Below are 19,795 nucleotides of genomic sequence, written 5' to 3'. Positions count from 1 at the left end.
GTATCTAGTTCGTCTACAAAAAGATGTCAAATTTATATTAAAAGACTTACAAGTTATTGATGATGAATTGGGACTTGTTACTGGGATCCCTAAAAAGATAATGGACTCTGAGCAAAGAGCCATGTCTTATTTACGAGGAGCTTTTCTAGCTTCTGGAAGTGTGAACAATCCAGAAACTAGTCGGTATCATTTAGAAATCTATTCTTTATATGAAAATCACAATAATGATTTGGCTGAATTGATGAATAAATATTTCTATTTGAATGCTAAAAAAACAAAGAGAAGAAGCGGTTATATTGTTTATCTTAAAGAAGCTGAAAAAATTGGCGACTTTCTTCATATAGTCGGAGCAGTTAATGCGATGTTAGCTTTTGAAGATTTGAGGATCATGCGCGATATGCGTAATTCTGTTAATCGTTTGGTTAACTGTGATACTGCCAATTTGAAAAAAACAGCTAATGCTGCAGCTAAACAAGTCGAAGACATTCAATTAATTCAAGACAATGGTGGATTGGACAATTTACCTGAAAAATTAGCAATTTTAGCCAGATTCAGACTTGAGAATCCTGAATTGTCGTTAAAAGAAGTTGCTCAAAAGGTTCCTGACGGGCCAATATCAAAATCTGGTGTTAATCATCGATTTCATAAAATACATGAATTAGCTGAACAAATAAGAGCAAAATAAAAGCGAGTCAATTTGACTCGCTTTTTATTGTAATATCAATTTCTATTTTTTCTTATTAACCATAATTTCGTCGATCAAACCATATTCTTTAGCTTCTTCAGCAGTAAGATAGTTGTCACGTTCAGTATCCTTTTGGATTTTTTCCAAAGGTTGACCGGTAGTTTCGTGTAAAATTTCGTTAATCTTCTTACGGTTCTTTAAGATTTCATTAGCAGCAATTTGAATGTCGGTTTGTTGACCTTGAGCACCACCTAAAGGTTGGTGAATTAAAACAGTTGAGTTAGGTAAAGCAAAACGCTTTCCCTTAGTACCACTAGTCAAAAGAATAGATGCCATTGAAGCAGCCATACCAATTGCAATAGTAGAAACATCTGATTTAATAAAATTCATGGTGTCCATAATTGCAAGACCAGAAGTAATTACACCACCTGGTGAGTTAATGTAAAGAGAAATGTCTTTAGTATTGTCTTGAGCATCAAGGAAAAGTAATTGAGCGATGATTGAGTTTGCCATTTGGTCGTTGATTTCACCGCTAAGCATAATAATTCTGTCTTTTAAAAGTCGTGAATAAATGTCATAAGCACGTTCACCGCGTGCTGTTTGTTCAATAACTGTTGGTACGAGCATTAATTTTACCTCCTAAAAATTAAAATTAGCACTCTAATTAGTACAGTGCTAATTAAACCACACAAAAACAGGTGGGTCAACTATTTTTAGGTAAAATAAAAAACGGGACTAAACCCGTTTTAAATAATAAAGAAATTGTTTTTGACAAATATTTGTCAAATATAAAACATAAATATTGATATATCAGCAATTAGCACTGATATTTAGGTGCTCCCCCTCAGAGTCGAACTGAGATTTTAAGAACCGGAATCTTACGTGCGATCCATTACACTAAGGGAACTTAACTTATAATATTGTAACAAATTTTAAAGTCTTCTCCAAGATAATTATGTTTTGATAAAGGCAAGTTTTAGGGTTGAATTCTAAAAAGCATATTGCTATACTAAAAATGTCGAAAAGAGAAGTGAAGAATTTAAAGTAATTCAACATTTCTCTAATATTTTTAGTGTTTTTGGGTCGCTTAGCGACACAGCTTGGGACAAAAATGATCCCAATAGAAGGAGCTAGTTATGGACTCGGATTTAACCTTGTTACAAAACTTAGTTCCCGATGTTCTAAAAATAGTTCGACAACGTTTTCTAGTGTTGGAACAGATTTCTATAATGGCTCCAGTAGGTAGAAGAGTTGTAGCTAAGAAGTTGGGATTAAGTGAGAGAAATATTCGAACTGAAACTGATTATTTAAAACAACTTGGACTAATTGAAGTTAGAAGTTATGGGATGGTTCTTACAGATAAAGGAGAGCGTACCTTGAAAGAGGCTGCTCCTTTGATCGATCGTTTATTTAATGCAAGTCAAATTGAAAAAAAGCTTGCACAAAAACTGGGGATTGATAGAGCTATTGTGGTTCCTGGAGATAGTGATCGGCAAAGTCGTGTGTTTGATTTAATGAGTGAACAGCTTAATTCAGCGCTAGATCTTTTAATGCCACTAGGAAAAAACATCATCACGGTTTTAGGAGGTATGACTACAGCAAAGGTTGGAGCCAATTTATCTCCAAGGCTAAGTCGTTATCGCGATTTGCTATTTGTGCCTGGCAGAGGAGCACTAGGCGAAAGTGTTGAATTTCAAAGCAATACTGTTGCTCAAGTGATGGCTTCTCGTACTGGTGGAAAGCATCAGGGACTTTATCTTCCTGAAAATGTTTCCGCTGAAGCTTTAAATTTACTAATTCAGGATTCAGACATTGCGAATGCGATTTCAAACATTTATAATAGTGATGTCGCCATTCATGGAATCGGTTTAGCTGAAGAAATGGCTAAACGACGTAATTTAGATGTTATTACTAAATCACGTCTACGTGAAAAAGGCGCTGTGGCCGAATGTTTCGGGTATTTCTTCGACCAGCAAGGCAGATTAGTAGAGAGAATTCCAAGGATAGGTTTACAATTGGAAGATCTTGATAAAATACCTCATGTATTTGCAATTGCTTCAGGTTCAAAAAAGGCTAAGGCAATTCAAGCTTACATGCATCATGCTCCAAAACAGACGTGGTTAATCACAGATGAAGGAGCCTCAAATATGGTTTTAAAGGGGAAGTAATTCCCGTTTAAAATAAATTGTTACATAGATTCCTAAGGAGGAATATTGGATATGACAGTTAAAATTGGTATTAACGGTTTCGGCCGTATCGGTCGTTTAGCATTCCGTCGTATTATGGATTTAGGCGAAAAGTCAAAGGATATTGAAGTTGTTGCAATTAACGACTTAACTACTCCAGCACTTTTAGCACACTTACTTAAGTACGACTCAACTCATGGTACTTTCAACCACGAAGTTTCAGCTACTGACGACTCAATCGTTGTAGACGGCAAGAAATACCGTGTATACGCAGAACCACAAGCACAAAACATTCCATGGGTTAAGAACGATGGTGTTGACTTTGTTCTTGAATGTACTGGTTTCTACACTAGCAAAGCTAAGTCAGAAGCTCACCTTAAGGCTGGTGCTAAGAGAGTTTTAATTTCAGCTCCTGCAGGTAACGACCTTAAGACTATCGTTTACTCAGTAAACGATGACACTTTGACTGCTGACGACAAGATCGTTTCAGCTGGTTCATGTACTACTAACTCATTGGCACCAATGGTTAATGCTTTACAAAAAGAATTCGGCATTGAAGTTGGTACTATGACTACTATCCACGCTTACACTTCAACTCAAATGATCTTGGATGGTCCTGTACGTGGCGGTAACTTCCGTTCAGCACGTGCTGCAGCTATCAACATCATTCCTCACTCAACTGGTGCTGCTAAGGCCATTGGTCTTGTAATTCCAGAATTGAACGGTAAGTTGAACGGTCACGCACAACGTGTTCCAGTTCCAGATGGTTCTGTAACTGAATTAGTTTCAATCTTAGGTAAGAGCGTAACTGCTGATGAAGTTAACGCAGCTATGAAGAAGTACGAAAGTCCTTCATTTGCATACAACGACCACGACATCGTTTCAACTGATGTTTTAGGTATGACTGCTGGTTCAATCTTTGACCCAACTCAAACTATGGTAACTACTGCAGGTGACAAGCAATTAGTTAAGACTGTTGCTTGGTACGACAACGAATACTCATTCACTTGCCAAATGGTTCGTACTTTATTGAAATTTGCTACTCTTTAATCATTAATTTAATTTATTGGTTTAAGTTATGCAGAGAGAAGGCGGAGGGAATTGCTTCCTCCGCCTTTTTTCAAAATGTCCATCATGGAGGGTTATTAGTTTAATGGCTAAATTAATTGTTTCAGATCTTAAAGATCTTAAAGGTAAAAAAGTATTAGTTCGTGTTGATTTCAACGTTCCAATTAAGAACGGTGTGATCGGTGATGACAACCGTATTGTTGCAGCATTACCAACTATTAAGTACATCATCGAACATGGTGGTAAGGCTATTTTGCTTAGTCACTTGGGTCGTGTTAAATCTGATGCTGACAAGAAAGAATTAACATTACGTCCAGTTGCAGAACGTTTAAGCGAATTATTGAACAAGCCTGTAACCTTTGTTCCAGAAAATGAAGGTAAAGAAGTTGAAGAAACTATCGACAAGATGAACGATGGTGACGTTGTAGTTCTTGAAAACACTAGATTCCAAGATATCGATAACGACTTTGGTAAGCGTGAATCTAAGAACGATCCTAAGCTTGGTGAATACTGGGCAAGTCTTGGCGATGTGTTCGTAAACGACGCATTTGGTACTGCTCACAGAAGTCACGCTTCAAACGTTGGTATTGCAACTGCTATGAAGAAGGCTGGTAAGCCTGCAGCAGCTGGTTACTTACTTGAAAAAGAAATTAAGTTCTTAGGTGATGCTGTTGAAAACCCAGTTCACCCATTTGTAACTATTCTTGGTGGTGCTAAAGTATCAGATAAGATTGGTGTTATTGAAAACTTAATTCCTAAGTCAGACCACATTTTAATCGGTGGTGGTATGGCTTACACTTTCTTAGCTGCACAAGGCCACAAGATTGGTAAATCATTGTTTGAAGCTGACAAGGTTGAACTTGCTAAGAGTTTGCTTGAAAAGGCTGGCGACAAGATCGTATTACCAGTAGATAACGTTGCAGCAACCGAATTTTCAAATGATGCTCCTCACGAAGTTGTGGGTGATGACATTCCTGACAATGAAATGGGTCTTGATATCGGTCCTAAGACTGTTGAAAAATTCAGAGACATCTTAAAGGATGCTAAGACTGTTGTATGGAATGGACCAATGGGTGCATTTGAAATGCCAAATTACGCAGAAGGTACTTTGGAAGTTGGTCGTGCATTAGCTGATTTGAAGGATGCCGTTACTATTATCGGTGGTGGTGACTCAACTGCTGCTGCTAAGCAATTAGGAATTGCTCCTAAGATCAGCCACATTTCTACTGGTGGTGGAGCTTCTCTTAACTACCTTGAAGGTAAAGAATTACCAGGAATCGCTTGCGTTTCAGACAAGTAAAATTAGGAGGAATTTTTAAATGCGTACACCAATTATTGCTGGTAACTGGAAGTTACATATGAACCCAGAACAAACTATTGAATTTGTTAACGCTGTTAAAGATAAGTTACCAGATCCAAGTAAAGTTGAATCAGTTATTGCTGCACCTGCAGTTGACCTTTACGTTTTAAAGAAGACTGCTGAAGGTTCAAACTTACATACTGGTGCAGAAAATGCATACTTTGAAGTTGAAGGTGCATTTACTGGTGAAACTTCACCTAAGGTTTTAAACGAAATGGGTATTGACTACTGTATTATTGGTCACTCAGAACGTCGTGGTTACTTCCACGAAACTGACGAAGACATTAACAAGAAAGCTAAGGCTTTATTTGCTAATGGTGTAACTCCAATTATTTGTTGTGGTGAATCACTTGAAACTCGTGAAGCTAACAAACAAGAAGAATGGGTAGTTTCACAAATTAAAGCTGCTTTAGAAGGTTTAACTGCAGAACAAGTTTCTAAGCTTGTTATCGCATATGAACCAATCTGGGCTATTGGTACCGGTAAGACTGCTTCTGCTGATCAAGCTGAAGAAATGTGCAAGACTATTCGCGAAACTGTTAAAGACTTGTACAATGAAGAAACTGCCGAAAACGTTCGTATCCAATACGGTGGTTCAGTAAAACCAGCTAATGTTAAAGAATTAATGTCTAAACCAGATATTGATGGTGGATTAGTTGGTGGAGCTTCACTTGATCCAGAATCATTCTTAGCTTTAGTTAACTACCAAGATTAATTATTAATATTGTAAACAATTTATTTTTAACGGATTTAAAAGGAGAATTTCCATGTCTGTAATTACTGATATTCACGCACGCGAAGTGCTTGACTCTCGTGGTAACCCTACTGTTGAAGCTGAAGTTTATACTGAATTAGGTGGCTTTGGCCGTGCTATTGTTCCATCTGGTGCATCTACTGGTGAACATGAAGCTGTTGAATTAAGAGATGGCGACAAGTCACGTTTTGGTGGTCAAGGCGTATTAACTGCTGTTGAAAATGTTAATGGTGAAATTGCTAAGGCAGTTATTGGATTAGACGTTACTGATCAACGTTTAATTGACCAAACTATGTTAGATTTAGATGGTACTCCAAACAAGGGGCGTCTAGGTGCTAACGCAATTTTATCTGTTTCATTAGCTAGCGCACGTGCTGCAGCTGATGAACTTGGTTTACCATTATATGAATACTTAGGTGGACCAAATGCACACGTTTTACCAACTCCAATGATGAATGTTATTAATGGTGGTAAGCATGCAGATAACAACGTTGACATCCAAGAATTCATGATTATGCCTGTTGGAGCAAGTTCAATTCACGAAGCTGTAAGAATGGGTGCAGAAACTTTCCACACTTTGAAGAGTATCTTGCAAGAACGTGGCGAAGCAACTTCTGTTGGTGATGAAGGTGGTTTTGCTCCTAACTTGAAGAACAACGAAGAACCATTCGAAATCTTAGTAGAAGCTATTCAACGTGCTGGTTACAAGCCGGGTGAAGACATTGCTATTGCATTTGACTGTGCCGCTTCTGAATTCTACAACAAGGAAACTAAGAAGTACGTTACTGTTGCTGATGGCCGTGAATATACTGCTGAAGAATGGACTTCATTAATCGAAGATTTAGTTGATAAATATCCAGTAATTTCTGTTGAAGATCCTCTTGATGAAAATGATTGGGAAGGTTGGAAGACTTTCACTGATCGTTTAGGTAGCAAGGTTCAAATCGTTGGTGATGATTTATTTGTTACTAACACCAACTACTTGAAGAAGGGTATTCAAATGGGTGTTGCCAACTCAATCTTGATCAAAGTTAACCAAATTGGTACTTTGACTGAAACTTTTGATGCTATTGAAATGGCTAAAGAAGCTGGCTACACTGCAGTTGTTTCTCACCGTTCAGGTGAAACTGAAGATACTACTATTGCAGATTTGGTTGTTGCAACTAATGCTGGTCAAATCAAGACTGGTTCAATGTCAAGAACTGATAGAATTGCTAAGTACAACCAATTAATGCGTATCGAAGAAGCCTTAGGCTCAACTAGCCAATACTTGGGTATTCACAGCTTCTACAACTTGCACAAACAATTTTAACTAATTGTCTTAATAAAAGATCTCAATTTTTGAGATCTTTTATTTTTTTCGCAATTAAATTGAGAATCTTATTTTGAAGATTGAATAGTAATGTTATACTAATTGAAACAAAGTATGAATATTGTTATTAAGAGTAAGATGAATTTACTATTTTTCGCATTCTAATTCGATTTATGTTAAAATCGTATAGTAGTTAATATTTAGGCAATGGAGGCAGCGCTTTGTATAACTTAGTCATGACGCTACTGATCATCGTTAGCTTTTTAATTATTATTGCAACGTTGATGCAGCCGCAAAAGCAACAAGATGCCTTAAACGCTTTGTCTGGCGGTGCAGTATTTAGCGGCCAAACCAAGAAGCGAGGTTTTGAGGCTTTAATGGAGAAAATTACCGGAGTATTATTGGTACTCTTCTTCATTCTTGCAATTATTTTGGCAATATTATCATCAAAGTAAATGAAAAGGCCGCCTCTTTGAGGATGGCTTTTTTCTTTTTTTGCCTAAAAAATTTTTATAATGAGGTGTTGAAATGACACAAAATGAACGTTTATTGGCTGGAGTATATTAAAACTTCCGTCATAATCCTCAAGCTCAATTTGATGTAGATGAATTGGAGAGAAATTTAAGTAGAGATCAAAGATTCGAATTTTCAGATCTTGTCAAAGCTTTAACATTTTTAGAGCGTGAGAAAAAGATAATAACAAATGGTAAAGGGAAATATCAATTAAATCAAGAAAATATCATTGTCGAAGGTATCTTTAAGGCAAATGATAAGGGATTTGGTTTTGTTAGATTAGATGATGAACAAGCTGAAGATGTATTCATTGATAAACATAATACCCAATTTGCAATTGATGGTGACCGCGTACAAGTAAAAATTGTAGCTGGAGCTAATCCTTGGAATGGTAAAGGACCAGAAGGTAAAATTGAAAAAATTGTTGAACGTGGCGTTGAAACTTTAGTTGGTGAATTTCATCCTTATTCTGATGAAACAGTTGAAAAGTCTGGTTTTATTGGCTATGTAACAAGCGAAAATCGTAAGCTAAAGAAATATAAGATTAACATTTCAGATACTGGTCTTAAGCCTCAAATGGGTGATATGGTACAAATTTCGATTAAAAAGTACCCTGATGAAGATCAACCAGATGAAATGGAAGCAGTAGCTTTGCAGACTATTGGTAATAAAAATGATCCTGGTGTTGATATTATGTCGATTGTTGTTGACAATGATATCCGCACTGAATGGCCTAAAGAAGCGATGGATCAAGCTAATGCTATTGCTGACCATGTAACTGAAGAAGATAAAAAAGGAAGAATAGATATTACTGACCAACCTGCAGTAACTATTGACGGAGACGATTCTAAAGACTTTGACGATGCTGTTGTAGTAGAAAAACTACCAAATGGCAACTACAAATTGGGAGTCCATATTGCGGATGTTTCTCATTACGTTAAAGAGGGCACTCCTTTGGATAAGGAAGCATTTGCACGTGGAAACAGTACTTATTTAGTGGATCGTGTAATTCCTATGCTTCCATTTAGACTATCTAACGGAATTTGTTCTTTAAATGAAGGTGTTGAAAGATTAGTTTTATCATGTGATATGGAAATTACACCTGAAGGTAAACGTGTTGGATACAAGATTTATCCTTCAGTTATGAAATCACATGGTCGATTAACTTACAACAAAGTTAACCAAACTCTAGATCCAAATCGTCCAGATCCTGAAGAAGATAAGTATCGTAAGTTAAAACCAATGCTTGAAGATATGGCTGAACTTCATAATATCTTGTACAACAATCGTCATAAGCGCGGAGCAATTGACTTTGAAGAACCAGAAGCAAAGATTGTTGTTGATGAAAAGGGCAAGCCGACAGATATTGTTTTACATGAACGTGGTACTGCTGAAAAAATGATCGAATCCTTTATGTTAATGGCAAATGAAACGGTTGCAGAAGACTACTATAAGAAAAACTTGCCGTTTTTATACCGTGTTCATGAAACTCCTGATCAAGAAAAAATGCAGTCTTTCTTTGAATTTGTGAGTGCGTTTGGCTTAAATGTAAAAGCAGATCCAAATGATGTAAAACCAAAAGACTTACAAAAGATTGTTTCTAAAACTGAAGGAACTCCAGAAGAAGCTGTTGTTCAAATGATGATGCTTCGCAGCTTAAAACAAGCTCACTATTCACCTGATCCTTTGGGACACTTTGGTTTGGCAGCTGAATACTATACTCACTTTACTTCACCAATTCGTCGTTATTCAGATTTGATGGTACATAGAATGATTCATCAATATGCTGAGCAAGGTAAGGGTAAAGAAGTAAAAGATCACTTTAAATCTAAATTACCAGAAGTTGCTGAACAAACTTCAACTCAAGAAAGACGCTCAATTGATACTGAACGTAGTGTCAATGATTTGAAGATGACTGAATTTATGGCTGATAAAGTTGGTCAAACTTTTGATGCAATCGTTTCTTCGGTAACTAGTTTTGGAATGTTTATTCAATTACCAAATACTGTTGAAGGTTTGATCCACATTTCTAATTTAAATGATGATTTCTATAATTTCGACGAAAAATCCTTAACTTTAACTGGACGAAATTCGCATAAACAATTTAAGATTGGGATGCCAATAAAAGTTAAGTTGATAAGAGCAGATGTTGAACAGCATCAAATCGACTTTGAAATCTACGATCCGAATGCTCCAAAGAATCCACAATCTAAAGGAAATAAAGGTAAGAGAAGTTTTAACAAGGGTCGTCGTTCTAATAATTCAAGACGTCGCTCTTCAAATAATAGAAATAACGGTTTTACCATTAGAAAGAGAACAAATTCAGCTGTTCGTGTAAATCATAAATAAGACAAAAATTATGAAAGAAAAAACAGACAATTTAATAGCTCAAAATAAAAAAGCTGGACATGACTATTTTATTAAGGAGACTCTAGAAGCTGGGATTGCCTTGACTGGGACGGAAATAAAGTCAATCCGTGCTCGGAGAATTAATTTACGTGATGGTTATGTTCAGATTATTAACGGCAATGCCTACTTAGAAAATGTTCATATCAGCGAATATAAGCAGGGGAATATCTTTAACCATGATCCATTGAGAAAACGTCAATTATTATTACACAAAAAACAAATTGCACGTTTGGCTGGTATTCAAAGTCAGCAGGGAATGACCATCATCCCTTTGAAAGTTTATATAAAACATGGCTTTGCGAAAGTATTAATCGGTGTGGGTCAAGGTAAGAAGCAATATGATAAACGTCAAACAATTAAAAAGAGAGACCAAGATCGAGAATTGCGTCGAAAATATCGTGTGAGGTAGAAATGATTAGAAAAGCTGAAAGAAGAGATTTTCCATTTGTTTTTCCAATATTGAATCAGATATTTGAAGAAATGGATATGAAAACTATTAAGGCTCTACCAGAAGGTCAGTTTTATGAACTTATGCAAAAAGCGTTTTATTCAAATCATTATCGCTATTCTTTAAATCGAATATGGGTAGACACTGATGGGCAAGATAAGGCGATTGGTTTAATTGACATGTATAGCTACGAAGATCAGGCTATCATTGATATGTCATTGAAACCAAGTTTAGCTAAAGCACATTTACCCCAAGAAACTGAAGTTTTTACTGATCAAGAAGCCTTACCAGGTGAATGGTATATTGATGCACTTGCAGTTAGCCCTGATCATTGGGGAGAGGGAATTGGATCTTCTTTGCTTGCTATTGCTCCACAAGTAGCTAAGAAACATGGTTATAATGTAATTAGCTTAAATGTCGATCAGGATAACCCGCGCGCTCAACGTCTATATGAATATAAAGGTTTTGAGACAGTATCTACTATGCAAATAGGTGAGCGTAAGTATGATCATATGATAAAAAGAGTATAAATTTATATACTCTTTTTAATTTTATATTGCTTTATTTGGTAGAACCTGATATGCTAAGTACTTCTAAGAATTATTCTATAAAGTAAGGAGGATTAGTGTATGCCAATCAATTTTCGACATGCACAGGAATTAATTTACGAAAGGTTATCTAAAGAAGAGGTAACAACGCTATCTATAACGAAAGTTTTAGGTCAAATGCCTGGCTTTAATCGACAGGCATTTTATAAAAAGTACAAAAACAAGTTCTACTTTTTGGGGATTTGCGTCAATTCAAAGATACGCGAAGAAATGATGATGTATAATTATCCCAAGCTCAAGGATAACTTTTATGTCTTGCTTCATCATATTAAGAGAGAAGAAATTTTTTATAAGAATGTCTACTCTCTAGCAAGCAAGCGTTGTATCTGTGAACAGCTACAAAATTATTTACATGATTTTGTAAAAGAAAAGCACGATGAGCAGCCGATTTTTTCAAAAGAGGTATTAAAAAGAGAAACCGATGCTATTTATAAGAGAATATATCACTGGGTTTCTCATGACTGCTATGGAGAAGTAAAACAAATTTATAAAGAATTAGAAACAAGCATGGCTCATCTTGAGTTTTTGTGTAATTCAAATTTGCGGACTTCAGAGCTTTTGACTAATTTTGAAAACGAACATTGGAAGTTTCGACGTCTAAATGTAGATTAGGCTGACACTGGTCGCTTCATTAAGTTAAGTTGTGGTAATTTTAATGGCGTTGTGTGCCATTGAGTAAATAAAATACTAATTAATAAGATAAAAGGAACGTCCTCTGGACGTGAAATTGAACAACATAACCCCGTTCCGTCAAAAGTGACCAGTGTCTCCACGCTAGCCACTTTTTTTATGCCTGAATAAAAAGCATAGTTTCCCTTTTTGATATTCCCGCTAACCCAATAATTGAGCCGAGTAATATAAAAAAGATTGGCAAGATGACTATTTACTTTTTTAACTTTAACTAATGAATGATGGACAACGTCAATTGTATAAGATTTAATCATTTTAGAACTACTATCAAGGTACAGACGTCCTAATTCATGGTGAAAGCTATCATATAAAACAATAGTGTGGTTTACATTATCTAAATTTCCACAAAGAAAGAAATCAGTCTTATGCTTTTTTTCAACGGGAATTTGTCCTAATGTATTGGTTTTATTCAGTAAAATATAATATTTCATATTACTTCTCACTTAAAAAATGCTCAATCGCATAAGCTACTCCGTCTTCATTATTATTTTTGGTTACAAAGCTGGCTAATTCTTTTATTTTAGGGATGGCATTTGCCATAGCTACCCCACAGCCAGCCATTGAGATCATTGATTCATCATTTAAATTATCACCGATTGCAGCCACTTCTTGTTTTTTATAACCACGTAATTTAGCATAATCCATTAAAGCAATACCTTTTTGTGCTTTAATACTGTTAACTTCAATGTTATTAGCACCACTAGCCGTAACCACGATATCACCCAATTTGGATAAATCTTTTTTGATATTAACAAAAGCCTCTTCGCCACGATCATTAAATGCTATTAATTTCATAACTTCGAAATTAGGCTGTGAGATAAGCTCTCGATAATCCTTAACAAAATTAACCTTTAAGACTTGATCTGAACCAGCTGCTACAGAAACGGCACGTTTGAAACTAATATTTTTATTCAAGCCAGTAACGAGATGAGCAAAATTAGCAATTCGATGCATTCGAGAATTTGAATAAACATGTTCGGCGGTAATTATTTCAAAATAATACCCTGTTTTTTCTAAAAGGTGAATAATCTCTAAAGCTTTATCACGTTTGATTGGTTCTTTTACCATTAGTTTGCCTTGGCTGTTGAATACCATAGCTCCATTTAAATTAATGAATCCAGTTTTCACACCAGTACTTTGAACAAGTTTTTTTGATTCTGCAGGGGCACGGCCAGTAGCTATTAAAAATTCAATACCGTTTGCTTGTGCTTTTTTAATTGCATCGATATTTTTTTGGGAAATTTGCATCTTAGAATTTAATAAGGTACCGTCCATATCACTAGCGATTAATTTAATCATGATCTAACCTCCGACATCTTTCTATGTTTATGATATCATGAAACCAGATTCACAAATATATTGAGGAAGGTATTGATGAAAAAATTAATTGGAAATGACTGGGATGAAATTTTAGATCCGGTTTTTGAAAGTAAACAATATCAAGAACTTCATAATTTTTTGAAAACTGAATATGCGACAAAAAAGATATTCCCAGATATGTATCATATTTTTACAGCTTTTAAATTAACATCTTTTGCTGATACCAAAGTAGTAATTTTAGGCCAAGATCCATACCATAATCCGGGACAGGCAACCGGTATGAGTTTTAGTGTTAATCCTGGTATTGCGCTTCCGCCATCTCTACAAAATATTTATAAGGAATTATATGATGATGTTGGCGCAGTTCCAGTAAAGCATGGATATTTAAAAAAATGGGCAGACCAAGGAGTTTTGCTTTTAAATGCAGTTTTGACAGTTCCATATGGACATGCAAATGGTCATCAGGGAAAAGGTTGGGAACTAGTGACAGATGCGGCAATCAAAGCTTTAAGTGCTCGAGGTAAGGTGGTTTTTATTTTATGGGGTAGGTTTGCTCAAAATAAGATTCCCTTAATTGACACTAGTAAAAACACTATAATTAAATCTCCTCATCCGAGTCCTTTTTCAGCTAATCGTGGATTTTTTGGTTCACGTCCATTTTCAAAATGCAATAAGGCTTTATTGTCATACGGTGAAAATCCAATTGATTGGCAACTGCCAGCAGAAGTAAGTGAGAATGAAGTAGTTTAAAATTTTATATCATGCTTTGATTAAGGTAAAATAAAAAGAAAAAAGTGAGGTCCAATTAATGAAAGTATTTGAATTATTAAAAAATAAGGCGCTTGAAAATAAGAAGACCATTGTTTTTCCTGAAGGAACTGATAGCCGTATTTTAAATGCAGCTGCAAGACTAAATGAAGGTGGCTATTTAGAACCAATAGTCTTAGGAAACCCCAAAGCAGTTACTGCTGCAGCTCAAAAAGCAAATATTGACTTAGGTTCAATCGAAATCATTGATATGGCCAATTATAATGGCTTTGATAAAATGCTGGCAGATCTTGTAGATCTAAGAAATGGCAAAAATAGCGAAGAACAATGTCGCAAGATGCTTGAGCAGCCATCTTATTTTGGTACTATGCTGGTTTATGAAAAGAAAGCTGATGGAATGGTATCTGGCGCTACACATTCTACCGCTGATACAGTGCGTCCAGCCTTACAAATTATTAAAACAAAGAAGAATATGAGTCGCGTTTCTGGGGCAATGATTATGGAAAAAGATGATGAAAAATACATCTTTGCAGATTGTGCGATCAATATTGATCCAGATAGTGAAACTTTAGCCGAAATAGCTTATCAATCTGCTCAGACGGCTAAAATGCTTAAAATGGATCCTAAAGTAGCAATGTTAAGTTTTTCAACAAAGGGATCGGCTCAAGGACCAATGGTTGAAAAAGTTGTCGAGGCTACTGAAATTATGCATGAAAAACATCCTGAAATTGCTTGTGATGGAGAATTACAATTTGATGCTGCATTTGTTCCAGCAGTTGGTGAGTCAAAAGCTCCAGGATCAAGTGTTGCAGGTCACGCAAATGTCTTTATTTTCCCTGAATTACAATCTGGAAATATTGCTTACAAAGTAGCCCAAAGAATGGGGAACTATCAAGCCGTAGGTCCAGTATTACAAGGTTTAGCTGCACCAATTAATGACTTGTCTAGAGGAGCAAGCAGTGAAGATGTATTCTTGCTTGGAATTCTAACTGCTGCTCAAGCTAATATGGAGTAAGAATATGGCAAGTATTGAAATTGATTCAGACCAGCAAATGCAAAAACTTGGACAACTTCTAGGGCAAAAGGCCCAAGGTCATGATTTGCTTTTACTCAATGGAGATTTAGGAGCAGGCAAGACCACTTTGACTAAAGGAATTGCCCGTGCGCTTGGAATTAAACGTCCTGTTAAAAGTCCAACTTTTACGATTGTCCGAGAATATCGAGAAGGAAAAATGCCACTTTTTCATATGGATATGTATCGTCTAGAAGATGGGGACTTGTCTAGTATTGATATGCCAGCTTATTTAGCTGAAGATGGTTTGGTAGTCATTGAGTGGCCACAGTTTATTATTGATTCTTTACCTGATGATTATTTACAGCTAACAATTAAAAGAGTAGATGATTCATGGAATTCAACTAAGCGAATAATTGAAGTAAAAGCAAAAGGTATTCGTAATAAACAGTGGTGGGACAGCGTATTACAAGAATTTGATAAATAGAAAAAACTAGTTAAGTTTTAAACAAGCTTAACTATTTTTTTTATAGGCTCATCACCGAACTGTTCATTTTGTTTAATTAAAATTTCTGCACAAGCTTGACTATCGCTTAAAGCATTATGATGATGCCATAAATTAATATTTAAAGCTTCAGAGACTGTATCGAGCTTATGATTTTCTAAATCTGGTTCAAATAATTTACTGCTAGCTAAAGTGTCAATAGCCATATAATGTGGAGTTTTAATGTCATAGCGGGCAAGAGATTTTTCCATGACATTACAATCAAAACGAGCATTATGAGCGGCAACTAACATCCCTGGCTGAAATAGAGGTTTGATTTTTGGCCAAACCTCAGCCATTGTTGGCGCATTCTTAACATCATCAGCATTAATGCCATGAACTTTTATATTTTGGCCATCAAAAGGCATCTGTGGATTAATCACAGTATAAAATTGGTCGATAATCTTATTATCTCGCACCAAAACTAAGGCTAGTGAACAGGCACTTTCTGGATAATGATTAGCTGTTTCAAAGTCCATTGCAGTAAAATTCATAGTAATCTCCTTTTTATTTATTTTTAGTATAGCATATGGTAGATTAATAGACCTTTTTTGAGTTATGATTATATGGATATAACCAATAAAAGGAGCCGCTAAAAATGAAGTTAATGGATTTACAAAAACAGGGGATTGATATTCAAGAAAATGTTCCACTGAGTCGATTCACTTTTACTCAAACTGGTGGTCCTGCTGAGTTTTTGGCTTTTCCTAAGGATCTATCGGAACTGAAAAAATTAGTTGAAACAACTAAAGAATTAGGTATTGAATTAACCGTGATAGGAAATGCTTCTAATTTAATTATTCGTGATGGTGGAATTGATGGTTTAGTTTTAATTTTAACCAAAATGAATAAAATTACAGCTGATAAAAAGAATTATACAGTGACTGCTGATGCTGGGGCGAGAATTATCGATACTTCCGAAAAAGCTTGTCAGGCTGGTTTAACCGGATTAGAATTTGCGGCTGGAATTCCTGGTAGCGTCGGTGGTGCAGTCTTTATGAACGCAGGCGCTTATGGCGGTGAAACCGAGTTTGTAATCAAGTCTGTTAAAGTTTTGACACGTAATGGTGAATTTAAGACTTATACACATGATGAAATGAATTTTGGTTATCGTTATTCGGTTGTTCAAGATAATGGCGATATTGTGGTTAGCGCAACATTTGGCCTTGAACCTGGCGATAAATTGGCTATTAAGGATAAAATGGAATATTTCAATGGTTTAAGAAGAGCAAAACAACCTTTAGAATATCCATCTTGTGGGAGTGTCTTTAAGCGTCCAAAAGGCCATTATGTAGGACCGATGATTATTAAAGCAGGCCTTCAAGGTAAGAGAATCGGTGGTGCAGAAGATTCCATGAAGCATGCTGGTTTTATTATTAATGTTGGTGGAGCTACGGCAACTGATTATTTGAACTTGATTCATTTAATTCAAAGAGAAATTTTAGAGAAATTTGATGTGAAGTTAGAAACAGAAGTTAGAATTATTGGAAAACAAAAGGACTAAAGAGTCTTAAAGCTACAAGTGTCAAGACTTGCAGCTTTTTTAATGGGTGAATTTGGGATGAAAGATATTATAAAGTTAGAACATGTTAGAAAAGAATATGATGATGGCTTTGTTGCTTTAAAAAACATTAATCTTAAAATTGAGTCAGGAAAATTTTATTCTTTATTAGGTCCTTCAGGATCAGGTAAAACAACTATTTTAAGAATTATTGCTGGTTTTAGTGAACCAACTAAAGGAAAAGTCTTTTTTGATGGACAAGATATTACGCACTTGGATGCATCTAAGCGTCAGATCAATACTGTTTTTCAAAACTATGCGCTTTTCCCGCATATGAATGTGTTTGAAAATGTTGCTTTTGGTCTACAGCTTAAGAAAAAGGATAAACAAGAAATCAAGATGGCCGTTAAAGAGGCTTTACACATGGTTCAACTAGATGGCTATGCTAGTCGAGAAATTTCAGAATTATCTGGTGGTCAGCAGCAACGTGTTGCTATTGCAAGAGCCTTAGTTAACGAACCGCAGGTTTTACTTTTAGATGAGTCTTTATCTGCTTTAGATAAGAGATTGCGTAAAGATATGCAATTTGAATTACGAGAAATTCAAAAAAAACTAGGGATTACCTTTATTTTTGTTACTCACGATCAAGAAGAAGCATTAGCGATGAGTGATGAGATATTTGTCCTCAATGAAGGAAAAATTCAGCAAAGTGGTAGTCCTGTAGATATTTACGATGAGCCAGTAAATGATTTTGTAGCTCGCTTTATCGGTGATTCGAATATTTTGACTGGAAGAATGATTAAGGACTACGAGGTCGAATTTGGTAACCATCGTTTTGAATGTGCAGATGCTGGTATCAAGCCAGGAGAAAAAGTTGAAGTGGTTTTGCGGCCGGAAGATTTAGATATAGTTGATATTAAAGATGGAAAATTACGTGTTCATGTAGAAAGTCAGTTGTTTTTGGGTGATCACTTTGAAATAAAGGCTAAAGACAGTGATGAAAATGAGTGGCTGATTCATTCTACTAACTCAACTGAGATAGGTAAAGAAATCGGTTTATTCTTTGATCCAGAAGATATTCACGTAATGCGCTTTGGTGAAAGTGAAGCAGAATTTGATAGAAGGCTTGAAGCATATGAAGGAGATGAGGACCAAGAAGATGAAGAAAAGTAGGATGATCTTTGTCATACCATATGTTGTGTGGTTAATTTTATTCGTAATTGCTCCAATAGTATTAATTACCATTAATGCGTTTTCTGATGGTCATGGTTTCAGTTTGAACAATTTTAGGCAGTTTTTTGTTGACGGAACATTTTTAAGAATGACCTTGAATTCTTTTTGGTATGCATTTTTGATTACTTTATTTACGTTGTTAGTTTCGTATCCGGTTGCCTATATTTTAAGCCAATTGAAAAATCAGCAATTCTGGTTACTGTTAATTATTTTGCCGACATGGATAAACTTATTGCTCAAAGCTTATGCCTTTATCGGCATTTTTGGTCAACATGGTTTAGTTAACAAGTTTTTAGACCTCTTTGGAATTGGTCCTAAAAATATTTTGTTTACAAATTTTGCTTTTATTTTTGTAGCAGCTTATATCGAAATTCCTTTTATGATTTTACCCATTTATAATGCAATTGCGGATATTGATCCCGCAGTTATTCAAGCAGCCCGTGATTTGGGGGCTAATAAGTGGCAAACCTTTATTAAAGTTTTATGGCCGCTATCAAAAAGTGGCGTAGAAGCTGGAGTACAAGCTGTTTTTATCCCATCTTTGTCATTATTTATGCTTACTCGCTTGATTGGAGGAAATCGAGTTATTACACTGGGGACTGCTATCGAAGAGTACTTTATGACCACTATGAATTGGCCGATGGGATCGACTATTGGCGTTATCTTGATTTTCTTGATGGTTGTCGTAATGCTGATCACTACATCTTCTGATAGTCATCACCGTAAAAAGAGGATAGAACTTTGAAACATATAAAAATTTCACGTATTTATCTGGCACTAGTTTTGTTTTTGTTGTATTTGCCCATTTTTTATTTGATTTACTATTCTTTTTCAAGTGGACAAAATATGGACCATTTTGAACATTTTACTTGGGCACATTATCAAGATTTATTTAGTGATAATCGCTTATTGGCTATTTTTTTAGAAACTATTGTTTTAGCCTTGCTTTCTAGTCTGATTGCAACAATTATTGGAACTTTTGGCGCAATTGCAATTGATCAAACTAAATCTAAAAAGATGAAAAAGAGTTTTTTAGCACTCAATAATGTTTTAATGGTTTCACCTGATGTTATTATTGGAGCAAGCTTTTTGATCTTTTTTACCGCTTTGGGTATTGGTTTAGGATTTGGATCGGTTTTATTGAGCCATATAGCTTTTTCTATTCCAATTGTAGTTTTGATGGTTTTACCACGGCTTAAGGAATTTGATCACTCATTAGTTGATGCAGCTGCAGATTTAGGTGCAAATTCTTGGCAGACTTTTTCAAAAATAACTTTACCTGCAATCACTCCAGGTATTTTGGCAGGCTTTTTTATGGCTTTGACTTATTCTCTTGATGATTTTGCAGTAACCTTTTTTGTAACAGGAAATGGTTTTACTACTC

21 protein-coding genes and 1 pseudogene are annotated in these 19,795 nt (G+C 35.6%); 18 read left to right on the top strand and 4 right to left on the bottom strand.

The window, feature by feature from the left end; genetic code table 11:
* Positions 1-685, top strand: a 685-nt coding sequence (whiA, locus tag Q0Y70_RS06235) for a DNA-binding protein WhiA (protein WP_297818345.1), incomplete at its 5' end; no start/stop codon positions are given.
* Between the two features lie 42 nt (positions 686-727).
* Here whiA and clpP read toward each other — a convergent pair.
* On the bottom strand, positions 728-1,312 hold the full coding sequence (gene clpP / locus Q0Y70_RS06230; RefSeq protein ID WP_220024495.1) for an ATP-dependent Clp endopeptidase proteolytic subunit ClpP: 585 nt from the start codon (positions 1,310-1,312) through the stop codon (positions 728-730).
* A gap of 509 nt (positions 1,313-1,821) precedes the next feature.
* Here clpP and Q0Y70_RS06225 point away from each other — a divergent pair.
* The 10 genes and pseudogenes from Q0Y70_RS06225 (at position 1,822) to Q0Y70_RS06180 (ending at position 11,955) form a co-directional block, all read left to right on the top strand.
* On the top strand, positions 1,822-2,853 hold the full coding sequence (locus Q0Y70_RS06225; RefSeq protein ID WP_297818338.1) for a sugar-binding transcriptional regulator: 1,032 nt from the start codon (positions 1,822-1,824) through the stop codon (positions 2,851-2,853).
* 51 nt (positions 2,854-2,904) lie between these two features.
* Positions 2,905-3,921, top strand: a complete 1,017-nt coding sequence (gene gap, locus Q0Y70_RS06220; RefSeq protein ID WP_297818335.1) for a type I glyceraldehyde-3-phosphate dehydrogenase — start codon at positions 2,905-2,907, stop codon at positions 3,919-3,921.
* A 103-nt stretch (positions 3,922-4,024) separates the two neighbouring features.
* Positions 4,025-5,239 carry a phosphoglycerate kinase gene (pgk, locus tag Q0Y70_RS06215; RefSeq protein WP_297818325.1) on the top strand — a complete coding sequence of 405 codons (1,215 nt, stop codon included), beginning with the start codon at positions 4,025-4,027 and terminating at the stop codon, positions 5,237-5,239.
* A 19-nt stretch (positions 5,240-5,258) separates the two neighbouring features.
* The gene (tpiA, locus tag Q0Y70_RS06210) at positions 5,259-6,014 is read left to right on the top strand and encodes a triose-phosphate isomerase (protein WP_297818322.1); all 756 of its coding nucleotides are present in this window, start codon (positions 5,259-5,261) and stop codon (positions 6,012-6,014) included.
* A 52-nt stretch (positions 6,015-6,066) separates the two neighbouring features.
* Complete coding sequence (eno, locus tag Q0Y70_RS06205; RefSeq protein WP_297818319.1) at positions 6,067-7,365, top strand: phosphopyruvate hydratase; 1,299 nt, start codon at positions 6,067-6,069, stop codon at positions 7,363-7,365.
* 221 nt (positions 7,366-7,586) lie between these two features.
* Entirely contained in the window at positions 7,587-7,820 is a 234-nt protein-coding gene (secG, locus tag Q0Y70_RS06200; RefSeq protein ID WP_297818316.1) for a preprotein translocase subunit SecG, read from the top strand.
* A 73-nt stretch (positions 7,821-7,893) separates the two neighbouring features.
* Positions 7,894-10,227, top strand: a pseudogene (gene rnr, locus Q0Y70_RS06195) (ribonuclease R).
* Between the two features lie 10 nt (positions 10,228-10,237).
* Complete coding sequence (gene smpB / locus Q0Y70_RS06190; protein ID WP_276804796.1) at positions 10,238-10,696, top strand: SsrA-binding protein SmpB; 459 nt, start codon at positions 10,238-10,240, stop codon at positions 10,694-10,696.
* Positions 10,697-10,698: 2 nt separating this feature from the next.
* Positions 10,699-11,265: a GNAT family N-acetyltransferase gene (locus Q0Y70_RS06185; RefSeq protein WP_297818309.1), complete on the top strand. Its 567-nt coding sequence runs from the start codon at positions 10,699-10,701 to the stop codon at positions 11,263-11,265.
* Positions 11,266-11,364: 99 nt separating this feature from the next.
* Complete coding sequence (locus tag Q0Y70_RS06180; protein ID WP_297818304.1) at positions 11,365-11,955, top strand: hypothetical protein; 591 nt, start codon at positions 11,365-11,367, stop codon at positions 11,953-11,955.
* Here the strand turns inward: Q0Y70_RS06180 and Q0Y70_RS06175 are convergent.
* On the bottom strand, positions 11,952-12,464 hold the full coding sequence (locus Q0Y70_RS06175; RefSeq protein WP_297818298.1) for a hypothetical protein: 513 nt from the start codon (positions 12,462-12,464) through the stop codon (positions 11,952-11,954). The genes Q0Y70_RS06180 and Q0Y70_RS06175 overlap by 4 nt on opposite strands.
* 1 nt (position 12,465) lies before the next feature.
* Positions 12,466-13,332 carry a Cof-type HAD-IIB family hydrolase gene (locus Q0Y70_RS06170; protein ID WP_297818295.1) on the bottom strand — a complete coding sequence of 289 codons (867 nt, stop codon included), beginning with the start codon at positions 13,330-13,332 and terminating at the stop codon, positions 12,466-12,468.
* A gap of 75 nt (positions 13,333-13,407) precedes the next feature.
* Between Q0Y70_RS06170 and Q0Y70_RS06165 the strand changes: the two genes are divergently transcribed.
* The 3 genes from Q0Y70_RS06165 to tsaE are packed head-to-tail and all read left to right on the top strand — an operon-like array spanning position 13,408 to position 15,620.
* Positions 13,408-14,103 (top strand): uracil-DNA glycosylase, encoded by a 696-nt coding sequence (locus Q0Y70_RS06165; RefSeq protein ID WP_297818292.1) that lies wholly within the window; start codon positions 13,408-13,410, stop codon positions 14,101-14,103.
* Between the two features lie 58 nt (positions 14,104-14,161).
* The gene (pta, locus tag Q0Y70_RS06160; RefSeq protein WP_297818289.1) at positions 14,162-15,136 is read left to right on the top strand and encodes a phosphate acetyltransferase; all 975 of its coding nucleotides are present in this window, start codon (positions 14,162-14,164) and stop codon (positions 15,134-15,136) included.
* A 4-nt stretch (positions 15,137-15,140) separates the two neighbouring features.
* Complete coding sequence (gene tsaE / locus Q0Y70_RS06155) at positions 15,141-15,620, top strand: tRNA (adenosine(37)-N6)-threonylcarbamoyltransferase complex ATPase subunit type 1 TsaE (RefSeq protein ID WP_297818286.1); 480 nt, start codon at positions 15,141-15,143, stop codon at positions 15,618-15,620.
* A 17-nt stretch (positions 15,621-15,637) separates the two neighbouring features.
* Here tsaE and Q0Y70_RS06150 read toward each other — a convergent pair whose 3' ends face one another.
* Complete coding sequence (locus Q0Y70_RS06150; protein WP_297818282.1) at positions 15,638-16,171, bottom strand: 3'-5' exonuclease; 534 nt, start codon at positions 16,169-16,171, stop codon at positions 15,638-15,640.
* A 104-nt stretch (positions 16,172-16,275) separates the two neighbouring features.
* Between Q0Y70_RS06150 and murB the strand changes: the two genes are divergently transcribed.
* The 4 genes from murB to Q0Y70_RS06130 form a co-directional block, all read left to right on the top strand.
* Positions 16,276-17,181 carry a UDP-N-acetylmuramate dehydrogenase gene (gene murB / locus Q0Y70_RS06145; protein WP_297818279.1) on the top strand — a complete coding sequence of 302 codons (906 nt, stop codon included), beginning with the start codon at positions 16,276-16,278 and terminating at the stop codon, positions 17,179-17,181.
* Between the two features lie 57 nt (positions 17,182-17,238).
* Positions 17,239-18,351 carry an ABC transporter ATP-binding protein gene (locus Q0Y70_RS06140; RefSeq protein ID WP_297818274.1) on the top strand — a complete coding sequence of 371 codons (1,113 nt, stop codon included), beginning with the start codon at positions 17,239-17,241 and terminating at the stop codon, positions 18,349-18,351.
* Positions 18,338-19,156: an ABC transporter permease gene (locus Q0Y70_RS06135; protein WP_297818270.1), complete on the top strand. Its 819-nt coding sequence runs from the start codon at positions 18,338-18,340 to the stop codon at positions 19,154-19,156. The genes Q0Y70_RS06140 and Q0Y70_RS06135 overlap by 14 nt, the downstream gene beginning before the upstream one ends.
* Positions 19,153-19,795 (top strand): ABC transporter permease (locus tag Q0Y70_RS06130; RefSeq protein ID WP_297818267.1); only part of this gene is annotated, 643 nt, incomplete at its 3' end. The genes Q0Y70_RS06135 and Q0Y70_RS06130, both read left to right, overlap by 4 nt.

Source organism: uncultured Lactobacillus sp. (assembly GCF_947367085.1).
Taxonomy (GTDB): Bacteria; Bacillota; Bacilli; order Lactobacillales; family Lactobacillaceae; genus Lactobacillus.
This window is presented reverse-complemented; position numbering and strand designations above follow the sequence as displayed.